This window comes from Psychrobacillus lasiicapitis (assembly GCF_006861795.1).
Classification (GTDB): domain Bacteria; phylum Bacillota; class Bacilli; order Bacillales_A; family Planococcaceae; genus Psychrobacillus; species Psychrobacillus lasiicapitis.
In genome coordinates this window covers 137984-155694 of sequence record NZ_VDGH01000005.1, presented here as the reverse complement: position 1 = coordinate 155694, position 17711 = coordinate 137984, and the positions used below count along the sequence as shown (strand labels likewise).

The window sequence follows — 17711 nt, the reverse complement described above, 5'->3', positions numbered from 1 at the left end:
TGTCATGGGGGAGAGTAGTTAAAATGAGCAATGAAAATTTCAAGAATCAGCTTACCGATTGGCGGCACTATCTTCACTCACATCCTGAAACTGCTTTTGAAGAAGAAAATACATCTCGATTTGTTGCAGAAAAATTACTAGAAATGGGCTATGAAGTGGTTACTGGAATTGGAAAAACGGGAGTAGTTGGTACATTAAAAAATGGCGATGGTTCAGGAATTATAGGAATTCGTGCGGATATGGATGCTTTAAACATTCAGGAAGAAACCAATCTACCATATGCTTCAAAATATGCTGGTAAGATGCATGCTTGCGGGCATGATGGGCATGTTACTACCGCACTTGGTGCAGCAAAATTACTTGCGGATCGAAAAGATTTTAACGGAACCGTTCGTTTCATTTTCCAACCGGCAGAGGAACATGGCGAAGGGGCACTTGCAATGTTAAAAGATGGCTTATTTGAACGATTCCCGATTGATGAATTTTATGGATTACACAATATGCCTGGTTTACCAGAGGGGCAAATCCATTCTAAAGTTGGAGGAATTTGTGCAAGTGAGGATAACTTTGAAATTCGTATAAAAGGGAAAGGAGGACACGCTTCTGCTCCGAACATGGGGGTAGACTCATTGGTGACCGCTTCTCAAATAATACTGGCATTACAAACTATTGTAGCAAGAAATATAGATCCGATCGACACCGCAGTTGTTTCTTGTACGGAAATTCATACTGACGGTACAGTTAATGTAATACCTACTAATGTCGTCATAACTGGTGACTGTAGAAGCTATAATCCAGAAGTTCAATCTCTTATTAAAGAGAGAATGCAAGCCATTTGTGAAAATATTTGTGAAGCTAACGGGGCAACCTGCGAATTCACTTATAGAAACTCCTTTTCACCAACGATTAATTGGGAAGAGTGTCATCATACAGTCGTGCAAGCAGCTACAAATGTACTTGGGGAAGCAAATGTCGTTGATCATGCACAACCGATGATGGGTTCAGAGGATTTTGGGCATTTTATTGATAAAATTCCAGGATGTTATGTCTTCCTAGGTGGGAAGCGTGAGGGAGAAGAAGTATACCCGCTTCACCATGCAAAGTTTGATTATAAAGATGAAAATTTAGTTCGTGGAGCAGAATTTTTTGCAGAAATCGTTCGTATAAAATTACCAATTTAAATAAAATTTTTACCGAGTTAGTTTTGTCTATCAAATTATTAGCTAACTCGGAGATTTTAGAATGCAAGTTACAAATCACTTAAAAAAAGTGACTTCCACAAAGGTTACTGAGAGGGCTATTTATCTATTTTGATATCAGAAAATATTGAATGGTTGGTATATTTGGGTGTTGTAAAACGTTCGTTCCACATTGAATCTTAAGTGGATTTTGTGACCTAAAAATAACAAATAGACAGGAGTGTTGTTATGGAAATTATATATAATATAACTGACTGGCTTTGGGGAAACGTAATAGGATACGCTTTACTAGGTGTTGGTTTATACTTCACTATTAAACTAGGGTTCCCTCAGATTAAACATTTTATTCGGGCTTTTAGTACCATGAAAAAGAGTTTAAAAGGAGACGAAGGTGGACTATCTGGATTTGGTACTTTAATGGCTGCACTCGGCGGTCAATTAGGTACAGGGAGTCTAGTGGGTGTGAGTAGCGCATTATTTATAGGTGGTCCCGGAGCCATTTTTTGGATGTGGATGACTGCGTTGTTTGGTATGATTGTAAGTTTTAGTGAAACCGTTCTAGGGCAAGCTTTTCGAGTTAAAGATAAAGATGGAAATTACGAAGGTGGACCGGCTTATTACATTGAAAAAGGCTTGAGAAATAAGCCATTGGCTATTCTAATTTCACTTCTTTATGTGTTTGGTATTGGTATTGCCATCGCATCTATTCAAACGAATTCAATTGCAAATGCTTTTACGGGTGTCGTTAATATTAATCCTATTATTCCTGGAATATTTGTTGTAATTATGGCATTTCTAGTAATCATCGGGGGAATGAAAAGATTAGTAAATGTATCGACTTTCATTGTCCCTTTCATGGTATTTGTTTACTTTTCGGTTGTGCTTTATATAGTGATCATTAACATTACTTATATCCCGACTATCTTTAGTGCTATATTTGAAAGCGCATTCACAGGGAAGTCAGCAGTTGGTGGAGTAGTCGGATGGACTGTTGCAGAGGCATTTAGAAGTGGTGTTGCTAGGGGAATGTTTTCTAATGATGCAGGAAATGGTTCTGCTGCAATGATGCATGCTTCTGCTGATGTTAAACATCCAGTCGACCAAGGATTTTTAGCGATGATTGGTACTTTTATCACAACCATTATTATTTGTACAGCTACTGCAATGGCAATTTTGATGACGGGATCATTAGAATCAGGTCAGGATGGTATATTATTATTGCAAACTGCTTTTGGTTCTGTTTTAGGAAATTTAGGTAGTTGGATTGTATTTTTTGCAATGTTTTTATTCGGATTTACGACACTATTAGCAGATATGCGTTATGGTGAATCCAATTTAACTTATATTTTTAAAGATAAGAAGAAGTATCCTATTTTATCATACAGAGTCGTACTAGCTGTTATCCTTGTTATAGCAAGTGTTGTAGAATTGAATGTCATTTGGGCAGCTGTCGATCTAATCATAGGAATGATTGTATTTATCAACGTTATATCTTTACTGCTTCTTTTTAAATATGTTAGATATATTTATCAACATTATTTTAGAGAAGTTGAAAAAGGCAACGATAATCCTAGATGGAATTATGATCTAGATATTACAAAAATCGATTTATCAAATGTAGATGAACCTCAATATAATGAATCAACAGATGTGGAGACTAAAAATAAAAAAGTAGTATAAATTAGGTACCAGGTTCTAACACAATTATGAATTGTTTTAGAACCTGGTACTATTCTCTGCACGATCAACTGGAGCTAAGCAATAACAGGCAACCTCAAAAGATGCTATATTATTGTTATACAGTATCTAACAGCAGTCAGGAGGGGAGCCATGAGAATTTATTCAAACAAATGGTGGGAACAAGTGATCACATCGATAAATGATGGAATATTAGTCATCGATGAGTTTGAAAAAGTTCTATTTATTAACCCGGAATATTCTAGGATCACAGGGGTTGGGAAAGAAATAATAGGAAAGCTACTTTCTGCATATAGACCAGGCGCTCAATTACCGTCAACATTGAAGGACGGGAAAACGAGGGTTGGTGTTTATCGTGAGATTAATGGTCGAGCATACGTAGTGGATATGGCTCCTATTGAAGATAACGGTAAAATTATTGGTGCGGTGTCTGTTTGTAAAAGTATTAATGAAGTAAAGGAACTATCCAATGAACTAAATAAAAAAGTTAGGCAAGTGATCGAATTACAAGAGAAGATTTCAACGCTTTCCAGTGTAAAATATACATTCGATCAAATTATTACGCAAAGTGCAGAGATGATCGACAATAAAAATATTGCAAAAAAGATAGCGGATTCAAATTTGCCAGTATTACTAATTGGAGAAAGTGGTACAGGAAAAGAGCTGTTTTCCCAATCTATCCATGAAGCCAGTGATAGAAGAAATCATCCCTTCATTGCTGTAAACTGTGCTACCATTCCAGACACGCTTATTGAAAGTGAACTGTTTGGATATGTAGATGGGGCATTTACTAGCGCGAAAAAAGGCGGTAAAGTGGGATTATTTGAAATGGCTAATAAAGGCACACTGTTTCTAGATGAGATTGGTGACTTATCCTATAATGTACAAGCAAATTTACTTCGCGTATTACAGGAAGGAACCGTACGAAGAATAGGGGCTTCAACGGAGATAGATGTAGATGTTCGAATTATCGCCGCAACACATCAAGACTTAAATCAAATGGCACAGAAAAATAAATTTAGACAAGATTTATATTTTCGATTAAATGTTGCTCATTTAACAATACCTCCTTTACGTAACCGAAGAGAAGATATCCCATTTCTAGTAGAACGCTTTTTACCGCCCAACTATCGTTTAAGTAAGGATGTTATGCAGTTTTTACAGTCCTATAGTTGGCCGGGGAATGTACGTGAATTAAAAAATATGTTAAGTTATGCTTCCTGCTTAGCGGATAATGGAATAATAGAAATGGATCATTTGCCTGAAGTTATGAAAAATCAAATAATAGAAGATAACATTCAAACTGATGGGACGTTAAAATCAGTAGTTGCATCAGCGGAAGCTAGGTACATAAAGCAAATGCTTATGCAATACGAAAAGAATATTGAAGGTAGAACATTAGTAGCTAATAATTTAGGTATTTCCTTAGCCAGTTTATATAATAAAATACGTAAGTATGAACTAGAATAGAGATTCATTCTAAAATAATAGAATAAAGAGGGATCATTCTATTATTTTAGAATGATATTTTAAAAGCGTGATTTCCATCGTGAAATTGCGCTTTTATTATGAAATGAAAACAAATTGATTCTTTCATTCTAAAAAAATAGAATATCGTGTTGCCGAAAAAGTGAAAAATAGCATAGATAAAAGGTTTTTTAGTTGGCACAGAACTTGCATATTACTAAATTGTACGAAGGGGTGTATTACATAAGGGAGTGAGAAATTAGATGTTAGCTTTATTAGGTTTTTTAACGATTGGTGTATTTTTATTAGCTATTTTTACAAAAAAATTATCTGTGATCGTTTCGTTAGTTATTATCCCAATCATTTTCGGTCTTATAGGCGGATTTGGAGCGGAAATTGGAGGGTTAATGCTTGATGGACTGATACAAGTAGCTCCAACGGGAATTATGTTAGTTTTTGCAATTATGTATTTTGGTTTAATGATGGATGTCGGTTTATTTGATCCAATGATTAAAAAGATTATTCAAATCGTAAAAGGAGATCCGCTAAAAGTAGTAATGGGTACTGTTTTTTTAGCAATGATTGTTCACATGGACGGTAATGGATCTGCCACATTTATGATTACTGTTACAGCTATGCTGCCTATCTATGAAAAGTTGGGAATGAATCGACTTATTTTGGCAGGGGTTGTTGCCCTAGGAGCAGGTGTGATGAACATGATTCCGTGGGGTGGACCAACTGCACGTGCGATGACCACATTAAATGCAGAAGCAGTAGATATTTTTAATCCTGTCATACCAGCGATGGTTGCCGGTATTGCTTGGGTGTTGGTGGCAAGTTATTTAATCGGACGGGAAGAGCGGAAACGCTTAGGCATTATTGATATAGAGAAAATAGATTTTAATTTGGAACTAGATGAAGAAACGAAAAAGATTCGTCGCCCTAAACTATTTTACTTTAACTTATTACTTACATTACTAATGCTTTGTGCTTTGTTACTTGTTTGGCTTCCAATGCCTGTTGTATTTATCGTAGGGTTTATTGTCGCGTTAATGGTGAATTATCCAAAAAATGCGGATCAGCAAGCACGTATTTTAAGTCATGCAGGTAATGTATTGCTCGTTGCTTCAATGATTTTTGCGGCAGGTATTTTTACAGGAATACTAAATGGGACTGGCATGATTGGTGAGATGGCATCTGCGCTTGTTCGTTTAATACCAGAATCATTAGGTAATTATTTACCTACTATCGTAGCTATTACAAGTATGCCTTTAAGTTTAGTGTTTACACCGGATGCGTACTATTTTGGCGTATTGCCGATCATTAGTGAAACTGCTTCGAATTTAGGGATTAACCCTCATGAAATTGGCCGAGCAGCAATTCTAGGTCAAATGACGGTTGGATTTCCATTAAGTCCATTAACAGCAGCGACATTTATATTAATTGGTTTAACGAAGGTTGACTTGTTTGAACATCAGAAATTTATATTTAAATGGGCGTTTGGTACAACAATTGTCATGACAATTGTTGCACTACTTACAGGCGCAATATCAATTTGAGGTGAATGAAATGATACGAATTGGATCAGGTGCGGGTTTTGCGGGGGACCGTATTGAACCAGCAGAAATATTAGTGGAGCATGCAAATTTAGACTATTTAGTATTAGAATGTTTGGCAGAGAGAACAATTGCTTTAGCACAAAAAAGAAAAAAACAAGATGCACATTCTGGATATGACGTACTGTTAGAAAAACGCATGAGATCTTTGATACCAAAGATTTCTGGAAAAAAAGTAAGGATTATTACAAATATGGGTGCTGCAAATCCGATAGCCGGAGCAAATAAAATAATAGAAATTGCGAAAGAGTTGAATATAACCGTAAAAGTTGCCGCTGTAACAGGAGACGATGTGTTAACTAAAATTTCTCCGGATGATCTAGCTTGGGAAACAGAAAAACCTTTAATAGAACATGGACAAATAGTTTCCGCAAATGCTTACATAGGGGTGGATGCTCTGTTAGATGCACTAAAGTCAGATGCACAAATTATTATTGCAGGTCGAATTGCTGATCCTTCTTTATTTTTGGCGCCGATGATTCATGAATTTAACTGGGCTATAGATGATTATGACTTACTAGCTAAAGGAACGGTAATCGGTCATTTATTGGAATGTGCTGGCCAACTAACAGGCGGATATTTTGCAGACCCAGGAAAAAAAGATATAAAGGATATGGCGAATTTAGGATTTCCTTTTGCGGATATATTAGCTGACGGCTCGGCGACGTTCAGTAAAGTAGAGCGTACCGGCGGACAAATCACACTTCGTACAGCTAAAGAGCAATTACTATATGAAGTGGTTGATCCAAATGCCTATATAACACCCGATGTTATCGCAGATTTTACTTCGGTAAAACTAGAGGAAATATATGAGGGGCTGATAAAAGTAGATGGAGCAGTAGGACTTCCTATGCCACAAAAGTTAAAAGTAAGTATCGGCTATGAAGCTGGATATATTGGAGAAGGAGAAATCTCTTACGCAGGTCCCAATGCAACGGCAAGGGCTAGTCTAGCAGGCGATATTATTCAAGAAAGAATTGGTCACTTATTTGGTGAATTTCAGGTTGATTTAATTGGAGTGAATGCTTGTCACCGGAAGAGCTTTCGAGAGTCAGATCCTTATGAAGTGCGTTTAAGGATTGCTGGAAAAGCAAAATCGATGGCAGAAGCAGCAATAATAGGAGAAGAAGTAGAAGCACTTTATACGAATGGTCCAGCAGGTGGTGGGGGTGCAAGAAAAGTGGTAAATGAAGTAATTGGTGTAGTTTCTACTTTTATAGATCGAGACCAAGTCCGCTCTCAAACCGAGGTAAAGGAGTATGTAGCCAATGAAACTTTATGAAATTGCACATTGTCGAACAGGGGACAAAGGAAACACCATTACGCTATCTGTTATCCCTTATGAAAAGTCTGATTACGAGTTTCTAAAAGAAAGATTGACTGCAGATGTTGTAAAACAGCATTTAAAAGAAATTGTAGAAGGGGAAGTAAAACGATTTGAGGTTGAGAACATACAAGCGCTACAGTTTGTTTGTTCGCAAGCTTTAGCAACAGGGGTGACGACTTCATTAACATTGGATACACATGGGAAGTCGTTAAGCTTTGCTTTGTTGGAGTTAGAAATAGGTTGAACACACAACCCGAAAGTTTGTACTATAAACTCTCGGGTTGAGGTTTTTTAAATAGTTGGTTTTTCAAGCTCATGTTTTTTTATATGGTATTGCAAGCTTTGTCTGGTGATTCCCAATTTTTTAGCGGCTTGGGAAACATTCCAGTTTACTAGTTTCAAAGTCGATTCGATTAACTGCTTTTCAGTATTATTGAAAATTTTCTTTAGTGGTCTTTGAATTGCTTCAGATTGTTGTGATGATTCAATTGCATACAATGGGATTAATTTTGTGCGCATATAGGAAGGCAGATGATCTACATCAATTTCCTCAGCATTTTCAGGTACACGAATTATTAGGTTTTCTATTAAATGTTCCAGTTCACGAATATTACCTGGCCAAGGATACTGTAGCAAACTTTTCTGCAGTATATCCGATAACTCTGGAACCTTTTTAGATAACTTTGTTTGATAATAAGTGAGAAAGTAATTTATAAAAAAATGAACATCTTCTGTACGTTCTCTAAGTGGTGGGATGTAAAGACTTGTATGGGCAATTCTATAAAACAAGTCAAGGCGCATTTTATTTTCAATAATTAGTAGCTCGGGATCTTCATTGCATGCACTAATGACTGTACACTTTACAGAAGTCATTTCATTAGAGCCTACCCTTCGTACAAAACGTTCCTGTAATACTCGCATTAACTTGGATTGTAACGTCATAGGCATAGAGTTAATTTCGTCTAAGAATAAGGTGCCATCTTGCGCATATTCGAATAGCCCAATCTGATCTGTTGCGCCTGTATATGCGCCCTTAACAGTACCAAACAAAGTACTTTCTAATAAGTTTTCAGGAATTGCGGCGCAATTTATAGCAACGAATGGTTTATCTGCTCGTTTACTATGGTTATGCATGCTTTGTGCGAACAGCTCTTTCCCTGTACCTGTTTCGCCAACTATTAAGGTATCAGTATTGTGTATGGCTATGTTTTGTGCTTCCCTCATAAGGTTTAATAATGCGTGACTTTTCCCTTTAATATCTTTGAATGTATATATCGTGCCATTCTTTGCATAAACTTTCTCTTGTGCAGTAACATTTGCTTGTCTTTTTGACTCAATTGTCTGGTGTAGTCGATCTTTAAGTTTTGATTCATTTGTACTTAATGAAAAAACAGAAATGATATGCCCGTCTTTTTGAATTGGAAAAGTACTATAATTAACATACTTCGGAACTCCGTTTATTGTAGAGTGTGCCCGATATCTAGAGTATATTGGTTTACCTGTTTTAAATGTGTGCTTATGCTCAGAATATTGTGGATTGTAATTGTAAACAGACCACAAATGTTTTCCTATAATATCCTGACTATTTAATCCTTCCATTTTTTCCTGCGCTTCATTATAGAGAATAATCTCGCCTTCAGAGTTACTCATCATAACCCCTTCATCAAGTGAGTCAATAATTCTTTCCAAACAATATAATCTTTCTTCTAAATCTACTAAATTTGTCTTCCATTCTTTGAAGCATAAAAAAATATAGGTGGTTTCCAATGAAAAGAGTTTTACTTCAACTGAAAAACGCTTTCCGTTTAGCGAAAGTGGAAAAGTTTCGTTGTTACTAAAGCTAATATTATCCAAGCTAAAATAATTAGAAATCGAAGTACCTACTGAGATTTCAAAAGGAATTTCCCCTTCAATATCATGCCAAAGGATTTTGTGTTGTTCATCTAATATAATAATTCCGTTTACAAAACTTCTTAAGAATGAACCGATTGAAGAGACAAACAAATTACTCATACTCCTTTCACTAAATCAAACTATGATTATTGTAACATGATTCTGATAATTTAGAAGAGTCTGCATGCAAAATATATCTGCATATAGGACAACCAATAAACTCAAGGATTTTGCACTATTTATTTGCAAATTAATTTGCTGATAGAAAAAATATCTGCTATTAATTTTGTTTTGTATCGTGATAGTTGAAGTCGAAATTAGTAATTCAAAAATATTTCTTTCACAGAATTGTTGTTAGTACTATGAATTCCTACAATGAAACTAAATTTTACACCTTTCAATTAAAAGTTGGCACGAGACTTGCATTATATAAAAGTGTGAAACCAATTAAATTAGTTTAGGGGGAATTATTAATGACAACACCAGAAATTTTATATTCCGTAAAAGCACAAAGGGGACCGGAGTTACGTTGTAAAGGTTGGAGACAAGAATCGATTTTACGAATGCTCGAAAATAATATGGAAAATGCCGAGAAACCAGAAGAGCTTGTAATCTACGGTGGTATCGGAAAAGCTGCCCGTAACTGGGAATCTTACCATGCAATTGTGAAATCATTAAAAGAATTAGAAGACGATGAGACACTTGTAGTGCAATCTGGAATGCCAGTTGCAATTTTTAAAACCCACAAATATGCACCAACGGTTGTGATGGCTACAACGAATATTATGAAAGCTGATTGGCCGACGTTCTATGATCTACAAGATAAAAACTTAACAATTTACGCGAATTATACAGCTGCTCCATGGGAATATATCGGAACGCAAGGTGTTATTCAAGGTACTTTTGAAACACTTTCTGCAATAGCACGCTTGCATTATGATGACTCTCTTGTAGGGAAAATCCTCTTAACTGCTGGTGCAGGTGGGATGGGCGGAAACCAAACACGCGCGATGACTATGCACGGAGGAGTAGCGATTCTTTGTGATTCAAACGTAGAAATCATTCAACGTCGTATTGAAAAAGGATTCATCGATGAGTTAGCTAACTCGCTAGATGAAGCAATTACTAAAGCAAAAGAATATGCGGCAGCAGGGAAACCACTTGGTATTGCTGTTGTAGGTAATGCTGCAGATATTTATGAAGAAGTGCTCGAGAAAGGATGGCTTCCTGACATTTCAACATCGATGACACCAGGACATGACCCTATTTCATATTTACCTGCTGGTTACACAGTAAAAGAAGCGGAAGAGCTTCGTGATACAAATCGTGAGTTGTACTTGGCAAAAGCACGTGAAACGATGGTTCGTGAATTGAAAGCACTTATTAAATTCATGGATTTAGGTGTTCATTCATTTGAATACGGCACAAGTCACCGCAAAGAATGTATTGATGCTGGTATGGATGAAAAAGAAGCAAAGCGTCTTCCTGGTTTCGTAGCAGAATATATTCGACCACTTTTCTGCGAAGGGCGTGGACCATTCCGTTGGGTTTGCTTATCTGGAGATGCGGAAGATTTACGTAAAATTGACGATATGATTTTAGAAAAATTTAGCGATGATAAGCTCGTTACACGTTGGATTAAATTAGCGAAAAAGCATATTCCAATTGAAGCTTTACCTGCACGTATTTGTTATATGGGATTCGGACAGCGTAAAGCATTTGCGCTTGAAGTAAATGACATGATTAGACGTGGTGAATTGTCTGGTCCAGTCGCATTCTCTCGTGACAACTTAGACTCTGGTTCTATTGTAAATCCAACTTTTGAATCTGAAAATATGAAAGATGGCAGTGATTTAATCTCTGACTGGCCAATGTTAAATGGTCTTTTAAACGCAGTTGGTATGTGTGATTTAATCGCAATTCAAGCAAACTATTCAATGGGAGAAGCTGTTCATACAGGTGTAACAATGGTGGCAGATGGAACGGCAGAATCTGATATGAGACTTGAAGTTGCAATGACGGTAGACTCTGGGATTGGTGTTGTTCGACATGCACAAGCCGGCTATGAAACTGCACAGGATGTAGCGAACGGTAAAGGAAAACTAACAAATGAAAGTATCAAAATTCCATTGTGGTGGAAACGAGAAGCTACTTTTGGTCCAAAAGACATAAAAAAAGAAGTAAATGCGTAAGTAGGAAAAATGAAAAGGTAGGGAACATATAGATTTTATATTCTCTACCTTTTTTAATGGCTTTCAAACAGTGATCGAAAACTATTAAATATAAGGGGACAATTGAATGAAAAAGTTTTCTATTCTAATCATTGTCATGATCATCTCTTTAATTCTAGCAGCCTGTGGTTCAAGTGGGACAAATGCTGAAGCCGATGGAACAAGTGGTGAAAAGAAAAAACTTAAAATCGCGACTGAAGCAAACTATGCTCCATTTGTTTTTTTGGATAAAGGGGAGATAACAGGTTTTGACGTGGATTTTATGAATGCTGTTGCAGTAGAAGCGGGCTACGAAATTGAACTTGTAAATGTTGGATGGGATCCATTGTTTGTCGAAGTTAAAGATAAGCTTTCCGATTTAGGTATATGTGCAATTACGATAAATGACGAACGTGAACAAACCTATGATTTTTCTGTTCCGTATTATTTATCAACAAATGAAATTTTGGTACCAGAAGGTAGTGATATAAAAAGTGCTGCTGATTTAAAGGGCAAAGTTGTAGCTGTTCTAGGGGGTACCACAGGTCAGGAAGCGGTTGAAGGTATTCTTGGCAAAAACCATAAGGATATTAAGAAATTTGATAATAATAATCTAGCTATTTTGGAGTTATTAAGTGGCGGTGCAGATGCTGTTGTAGCTGACAATGCAGTAGTTCAAGAATATGCAAAAAACAATCCCGATAAAAAATTATCCATAATTAAAGATGAGGAAGGTTTTGAAAAAGAATTTTATGGGCTTATGTTTCCAAAAGGTAGCGAGCTTAAAGCAGATTTTGATGTAGCCGTAACCAAAATACTTGAAAACGGAACATATGAAAAGATTTATGAAGAATGGTTTGGTGCGGAACCTGATGTAGCAACAATACTAGCGGAACAGAAATGAGTAAATAAATCAAATTGCGTAACTCCCAATGTGCAGTTACGCAATTTTAGCTTACATACGAGGGGGGAAATCAATGGATTTTAGACTAGACATATTAGTAGAATATATTCCTTTCTTTTTAAAAGGGACATTATTGACAATCGGTTTGTCACTTGTCGGGATATTAATTGGTACGGTACTTGGCTTAATCATCGGTCTCGGAAAAATGACTCGTAACAAGTTAATTTCGTTTATATGTAACTGCTATATTGTATTTTTCCGTGGCACACCATTATTTGTGCAAATCTTACTAATTCACTTTGGTGTGGTACCGATGTTAATTGGTCATACAAACGGGATAGTAGCTAGCATTATAGCACTCTCATTGATTGCAGGGGCATATATAGCAGAAATTTTTAGAGCTGGTATACAGTCTATAGATAAGGGACAAATGGAGGCGGCTCGTTCACTTGGCATGAATCATGTTCAATCGATGAAAGATGTTATCTTGCCACAAGCTTTTAAAAGAATGATTCCGCCATTAGGGAATGAATTTATTGTACTTATTAAAGAATCCTCCCTTGCAGCAATAGTTGCAACTCCTGAGTTGATGTATTATGGACGGGCTTTGGCAAGTCAATATTACAGGGTATGGGAACCATATCTCACAGCTGCACTTATATATCTAGTGTTAACTACCTCTTTAAGCTACTTATTAAATCGTCTGGAAAGAAGGTTAGCGACAGAATGATAGAAGTAAAAAACTTGAAAAAAACGTTTGGGAGCAACGAAGTATTAAAGGACATTAATGCATTAATTAGTCCAAAAGAAGTAGTGGTAGTTATTGGACCGTCCGGATCAGGAAAATCTACATTCTTAAGATGTCTTAATTTGCTTGAATCCATTACCGCTGGACACGTTTCAATTGAAGGTGTCGATATTACAGATAAGAAAACAGATATTAATAAGGTAAGAACAGAAGTGGGTATGGTATTTCAACAATTTAACTTATTTCCTCATAAAACCGTGATAGAAAATATTATCCTTGCTCCAATGAGAATAAGAAAGTTATCTGCGGAAAAAGCTAGAGAAAGAGGTTTAGAGCTTCTTCGAAAAGTCGGGTTGAAAGAAAAGGCAGATGCGTATCCAGACTCCTTATCAGGTGGACAAAAACAGCGAGTTGCAATTGCTAGGGCACTTGCTATGGAGCCAAAAATTATGCTTTTTGATGAACCAACCTCGGCACTTGACCCAGAAATGGTTGGTGAAGTACTAGAAGTTATGAAACAACTAGCTCTTGAAGGAATGACAATGGTAGTTGTGACACATGAAATGGGTTTTGCTCGAGAAGTTGGTGATCGAGTTTTGTTTATGGATGGCGGTTACATTGTGGAAGAAAATATCCCGAAAGAATTATTTGAGAATCCACAGCAAGATCGAACAAAATCTTTCTTAAGTAAAGTTTTATAGGTTGTGGTTTTAATCAGTTCAAAAAATGAGGGAATTCTTACACTTTTTCTCAATTAGCTAATACAATCTATGGGGTGAAAATATGAATAATCTTCAAGAAACAATTGATAATTCTCCAATAGCCACTAGAGAAGATAGACGCGTTTACCAGTTTCGAAATGTTTTCAAATTTTTCTTTTTCAGTGCAGTTGGTATCTTTATGTTTTTTATTCCTATTGAAATGAACGACAAAAGTTCTATTCCATTAGATCATCTAGTTACATGGCTTCGATCATTGTCGAGTACTGCAAGTGCATACTACGCGATGATTCTTGTCTTCTTAGGAGCAGCTTACCCATTTTACACAAAAACTTGGCGAAAAAATAAAGTTGAAATGGTCCTATCTGGTTTGAAAATATTAGGAGCCATTGCAGCATTTCTAGTCTTATTTGAACTGGGTCCTGCATGGTTGATGGCTGAGGAAATGGGACCTTATTGGTACTACAGTTTGCTTATTCCTATTGGGGTGCTGGTTCCAATAGGTGCAATTTTTTTAGCAATGCTTGTTGGTTATGGATTACTAGAATTTATCGGTATTTTCATGCAACCGATTATGCGACCAATTTGGCGAACTCCGGGAAGATCAGCTATTGATGCAGTTGCCTCTTTTGTAGGTAGTTATTCGATAGGTTTATTGATAACTAACCGAATTTATAAAGAGGGAAAGTATACAAAGAGAGAAGCTACCATCATTGCAACAGGTTTTTCTACCGTGTCAGCAACATTTATGATTGTGGTAGCCAAAACGCTGGATATAATGCATATTTGGAATTTGTATTTTTGGCTTACTTTTTTAGTTACCTTTGTCGTGACTGCAATTACAGTGAGGATCTGGCCTATTAATAAAATAAGTGATGATTATTATACTGAAGAAGGATTTCCGGAAGAAATTATTAAGGAAAATCGTATAAAGCACGCGTGGGAGCAAGCCATGATAACGGCTCATAATACACCAAAGTTGAAAGAAAATATATATGTAAACGTTAAAGATGGATTAGTGATGGCGATGGGTATTTTACCATCCATTATGTCAATTGGATTATTTGGTTTAATTTTGGCCAATCATACACCAGTATTTGATTATCTTGGTTATATTTTTTATCCATTAACATGGGTACTTCAAATTCCGGAACCATTTCTCGCGGCAAAAGCTGCGGCTATTAACTTGATAGATATGTTCTTACCGTCACTAGTAGTGTTGCAAGCAAGTTTAGAAACTAGATTCATTATTGGTTCTCTATCTATTTCAACCATACTCTTCTTTTCAGCATTGATACCTTGCATACTTTCTACAGAAATACCGATCAAAATGAGTCATATACTGACAATCTGGTTTTTAAGAACGGTGTTAACGTTAATCATCGTTACACCACTTACTTTTTTGTTCCTTTGAGTTACATGTTAATAAAATGAGTCTCTGAATATTTTTTTAAGGAGGTATTTGAATGAATGCAGATACTAAAGTAAAGACAAAAGTAGATTTAGTTATTTGTAATGCGGCTGAAGCGATTACCTGTATTGGGAACGGTATGCAAGAAATTGGAGTTATTCAAAATGCTTGGATAGCTGTTAAAGATGACATCATTGTTGGGGTTGGATCTGAAGAAGAGATAAATAACCAATTTGACTTAGAAAATTCAACAACGATTAATGCTATTGGTAAAATTGTCGCACCGGGGTTCGTCGATTGTCATACACATCTCGTTTTTAATGGATCACGAGTGGAAGAATATGCGGCAAAGCTAGCTGGCAATGTTACTAAAAACTTGAAAGAACTTGGTATTACGACTGGTCCGAATAGAACAATCGAACTCACACGTCATGCATCGGAAGAAGAGTTATTTCAACAAGCGAAAAAAAGAATGCTATCAATGCTAGACTATGGTATTACAACAATCGAAAGCAAGAGTGGATATGGTTTGACCACAGAAAGTGAAATTAAAATCCTTGAAGTAGGAAGAAGGCTTAATAAGGAGACACCAGTGGATGTTCTCAATACATTTTTAGGTGCCCATGGTATCCCGGAAGGTATGACCAAAAATGAATACCTGGACATCATTATTTTTGATATGATTCCAAAAGTTGGCGAGTTAAGACTTGCTGAATTTTGTGATGCATGGTGTGACGAAGGATACTTTACAGCTGAAGAGTCAAAGCAAATCTTACAAGCAGGATTACAATATGGGATGAAGCCTAAATTACACGCGGATGCGTATTCCTATATCGGTGGTTCTGACTTAGCAGTTGAGATGAACATGGTTTCCGTAGACCATCTGAATTATACACCTGTTGAAGTGATGGAAAAGCTCGCAAAATCGGAAGTAACTGGTGTGTTAATGCCAGCACTTGACTTTGCAGTTGGTCATAAACAGCCTTTTGATGCGAGGAAGATGCTCGATTTAGGTATGAACATTGCACTTGCAACAGATTTATGTCCGGCATGTTACACGGAATCTATGCAGTTTGTTATTAATCTTGCCTGCCGATTGTATAAATTTACTGTAGAAGAGGCCATTAAAGCGGCAACTTACGGCGGAGCACGTGCCCTTAATTTAAACGATCGCGGAGTGATTCAAGTTGGTAAATTGGCTGACTTGCAAATTTGGGATATTCCTACGTATAAGCATGTTGCATATGAACTAGGGACAAATATCGTGGAAACGGTTATTAAAGATGGAAAAGTTGTTGTTAGAAGGTAAACTCAAAAATAGGAGGAATTTCAATGACAAAAAATCAATTATCCACTACAGCTGCGGATCAAGTAAATGAGGAACGTTTACTAAATCTATTTTTTGAACTTGCGAAAATAAATGGTCCGAGTATGAAGGAACAACCAGTAGCTGATTATTTGGTGAAGGCTCTAACTGAACTTGGATTTACACTTGAATTTGATGATGCACATAAAAAATTTAATGGTGAAGTTGGTAATTTGATTGCTTGGAAAGAAGGAACTGATTCATCGATTCCACCATTATTTTTCTCGACGCATATGGACACAGTATTACCTACTAAAAACCTACAGCCAGTTATTAAGGATGGTGTTATTTATTCCGATGGCACAACGATATTAGGAGCAGATGACCGTGCAGCTTTAGCTGCCTACTTAGAAGGGGTTCGGTCGATTATTGAAAGTGGTGTACCGCATGGCCCGATTGAGCTTATATTAACGGTCAATGAACAACCGGGTCTTGTTGGCGCAACGCATATGGATTATAGTAAGGCAAAAAGTAAAGTTGGCTATATTTTTGATAGTAGTGGCAATGTTGGTCAAATCATTTTAAAAGGACCATATAGTAGTCGAATTTGGATGGAAGTTCAAGGAAATGCCGCTCATATTGCACTAAACGCAGAAGAAGGGAACAGCGCATTTCTCATCGCAGCAGAAGGTTTGTTAAACATGAAACTCGGTACGATTGATGAAGAGACACTTGCAAATATTGGGATATTGGAAGGCGGCGAGTTGACATCAATTATACCTGGTTCTGTGACAGTAGCGGGTGAAGTTCGCAGTTTTTCAAAAGAAAAGTTAGATCGCCAGCTTAAACATATGGAAGATACGATGCATAAAGCTGCTGAGAAAAATAGAGGAAAAGTAACAATAAAAATCGAAAAGAAATATAGTGGGTTTGATATTCCTAAAGACCACGTATTAACAAAAACGGTTCAATCGGCAGCTAGTAAAATAAACGTAAAACCGTATACTACAGAAACACTAGGCGGTGCTGATACGAATGTGTTAAACGAAAATGGTTTGACATGTCTCACACTAGGAAATGGATTCCAAAATATTCATTCATTCAGAGAGTGTATTAGCGTAGAAAATTTAATAAATACCGGTAGATTAACGGCAGCTTTAATTGAACAATGGTATGAAACTCATAAACAAGCTTAACCATTAGAAGGAGTGAG

General features: G+C 36.6%; 14 protein-coding genes. 13 read left to right on the top strand and 1 reads right to left on the bottom strand.

Annotation, left to right across the window (positions count from 1 at the left end):
- The first annotated feature begins 23 nt into the window (after positions 1-23).
- From FG382_RS09885 to FG382_RS09860, 6 genes are all read left to right on the top strand, one after another.
- Entirely contained in the window at positions 24-1181 is a 1158-nt protein-coding gene (locus FG382_RS09885; protein WP_142538742.1) for a M20 aminoacylase family protein, read from the top strand.
- A 246-nt stretch (positions 1182-1427) separates the two neighbouring features.
- Positions 1428-2879 carry an alanine/glycine:cation symporter family protein gene (locus tag FG382_RS09880; protein WP_142538741.1) on the top strand — a complete coding sequence of 484 codons (1452 nt, stop codon included), beginning with the start codon at positions 1428-1430 and terminating at the stop codon, positions 2877-2879.
- Positions 2880-3029: 150 nt separating this feature from the next.
- Positions 3030-4367, top strand: a complete 1338-nt coding sequence (locus FG382_RS09875; protein WP_142538740.1) for a sigma-54 interaction domain-containing protein — start codon at positions 3030-3032, stop codon at positions 4365-4367.
- 260 nt (positions 4368-4627) lie between these two features.
- Entirely contained in the window at positions 4628-5923 is a 1296-nt protein-coding gene (locus tag FG382_RS09870) for a CitMHS family transporter (protein WP_142538739.1), read from the top strand.
- 10 nt (positions 5924-5933) lie between these two features.
- Complete coding sequence (locus FG382_RS09865) at positions 5934-7262, top strand: acyclic terpene utilization AtuA family protein (RefSeq protein ID WP_142538738.1); 1329 nt, start codon at positions 5934-5936, stop codon at positions 7260-7262.
- Positions 7249-7551 (top strand): AtuA-related protein, encoded by a 303-nt coding sequence (locus FG382_RS09860; RefSeq protein WP_142538737.1) that lies wholly within the window; start codon positions 7249-7251, stop codon positions 7549-7551. Before FG382_RS09865 ends, FG382_RS09860 begins: the two co-directional genes overlap by 14 nt.
- A gap of 47 nt (positions 7552-7598) precedes the next feature.
- On the opposite strand, the gene FG382_RS09855 is transcribed toward FG382_RS09860, so the two are convergent.
- The gene (locus FG382_RS09855) at positions 7599-9320 is read right to left on the bottom strand and encodes a sigma-54 interaction domain-containing protein (protein ID WP_142538736.1); all 1722 of its coding nucleotides are present in this window, start codon (positions 9318-9320) and stop codon (positions 7599-7601) included.
- 353 nt (positions 9321-9673) lie between these two features.
- On the opposite strand from FG382_RS09855, the gene hutU reads away from it, so the two are divergent.
- From hutU to FG382_RS09820, 7 genes are all read left to right on the top strand, one after another.
- Positions 9674-11392 (top strand): urocanate hydratase, encoded by a 1719-nt coding sequence (gene hutU, locus FG382_RS09850; RefSeq protein ID WP_142538735.1) that lies wholly within the window; start codon positions 9674-9676, stop codon positions 11390-11392.
- Positions 11393-11498: 106 nt separating this feature from the next.
- Complete coding sequence (locus FG382_RS09845) at positions 11499-12314, top strand: basic amino acid ABC transporter substrate-binding protein (RefSeq protein WP_142538734.1); 816 nt, start codon at positions 11499-11501, stop codon at positions 12312-12314.
- 73 nt (positions 12315-12387) lie between these two features.
- Positions 12388-13044, top strand: coding sequence for an amino acid ABC transporter permease (locus FG382_RS09840; protein WP_142538733.1), 657 nt, complete (start codon positions 12388-12390; stop codon positions 13042-13044).
- Entirely contained in the window at positions 13041-13763 is a 723-nt protein-coding gene (locus FG382_RS09835; RefSeq protein WP_142538732.1) for an amino acid ABC transporter ATP-binding protein, read from the top strand. Before FG382_RS09840 ends, FG382_RS09835 begins: the two co-directional genes overlap by 4 nt.
- 82 nt (positions 13764-13845) lie before the next feature.
- Complete coding sequence (locus tag FG382_RS09830; protein WP_142538731.1) at positions 13846-15195, top strand: YjiH family protein; 1350 nt, start codon at positions 13846-13848, stop codon at positions 15193-15195.
- Between the two features lie 52 nt (positions 15196-15247).
- The gene (gene hutI / locus FG382_RS09825) at positions 15248-16501 is read left to right on the top strand and encodes an imidazolonepropionase (protein ID WP_142538730.1); all 1254 of its coding nucleotides are present in this window, start codon (positions 15248-15250) and stop codon (positions 16499-16501) included.
- Between the two features lie 23 nt (positions 16502-16524).
- The gene (locus tag FG382_RS09820) at positions 16525-17694 is read left to right on the top strand and encodes a M20/M25/M40 family metallo-hydrolase (RefSeq protein ID WP_142538729.1); all 1170 of its coding nucleotides are present in this window, start codon (positions 16525-16527) and stop codon (positions 17692-17694) included.
- The last annotated feature ends 17 nt before the right edge of the window (positions 17695-17711 follow it).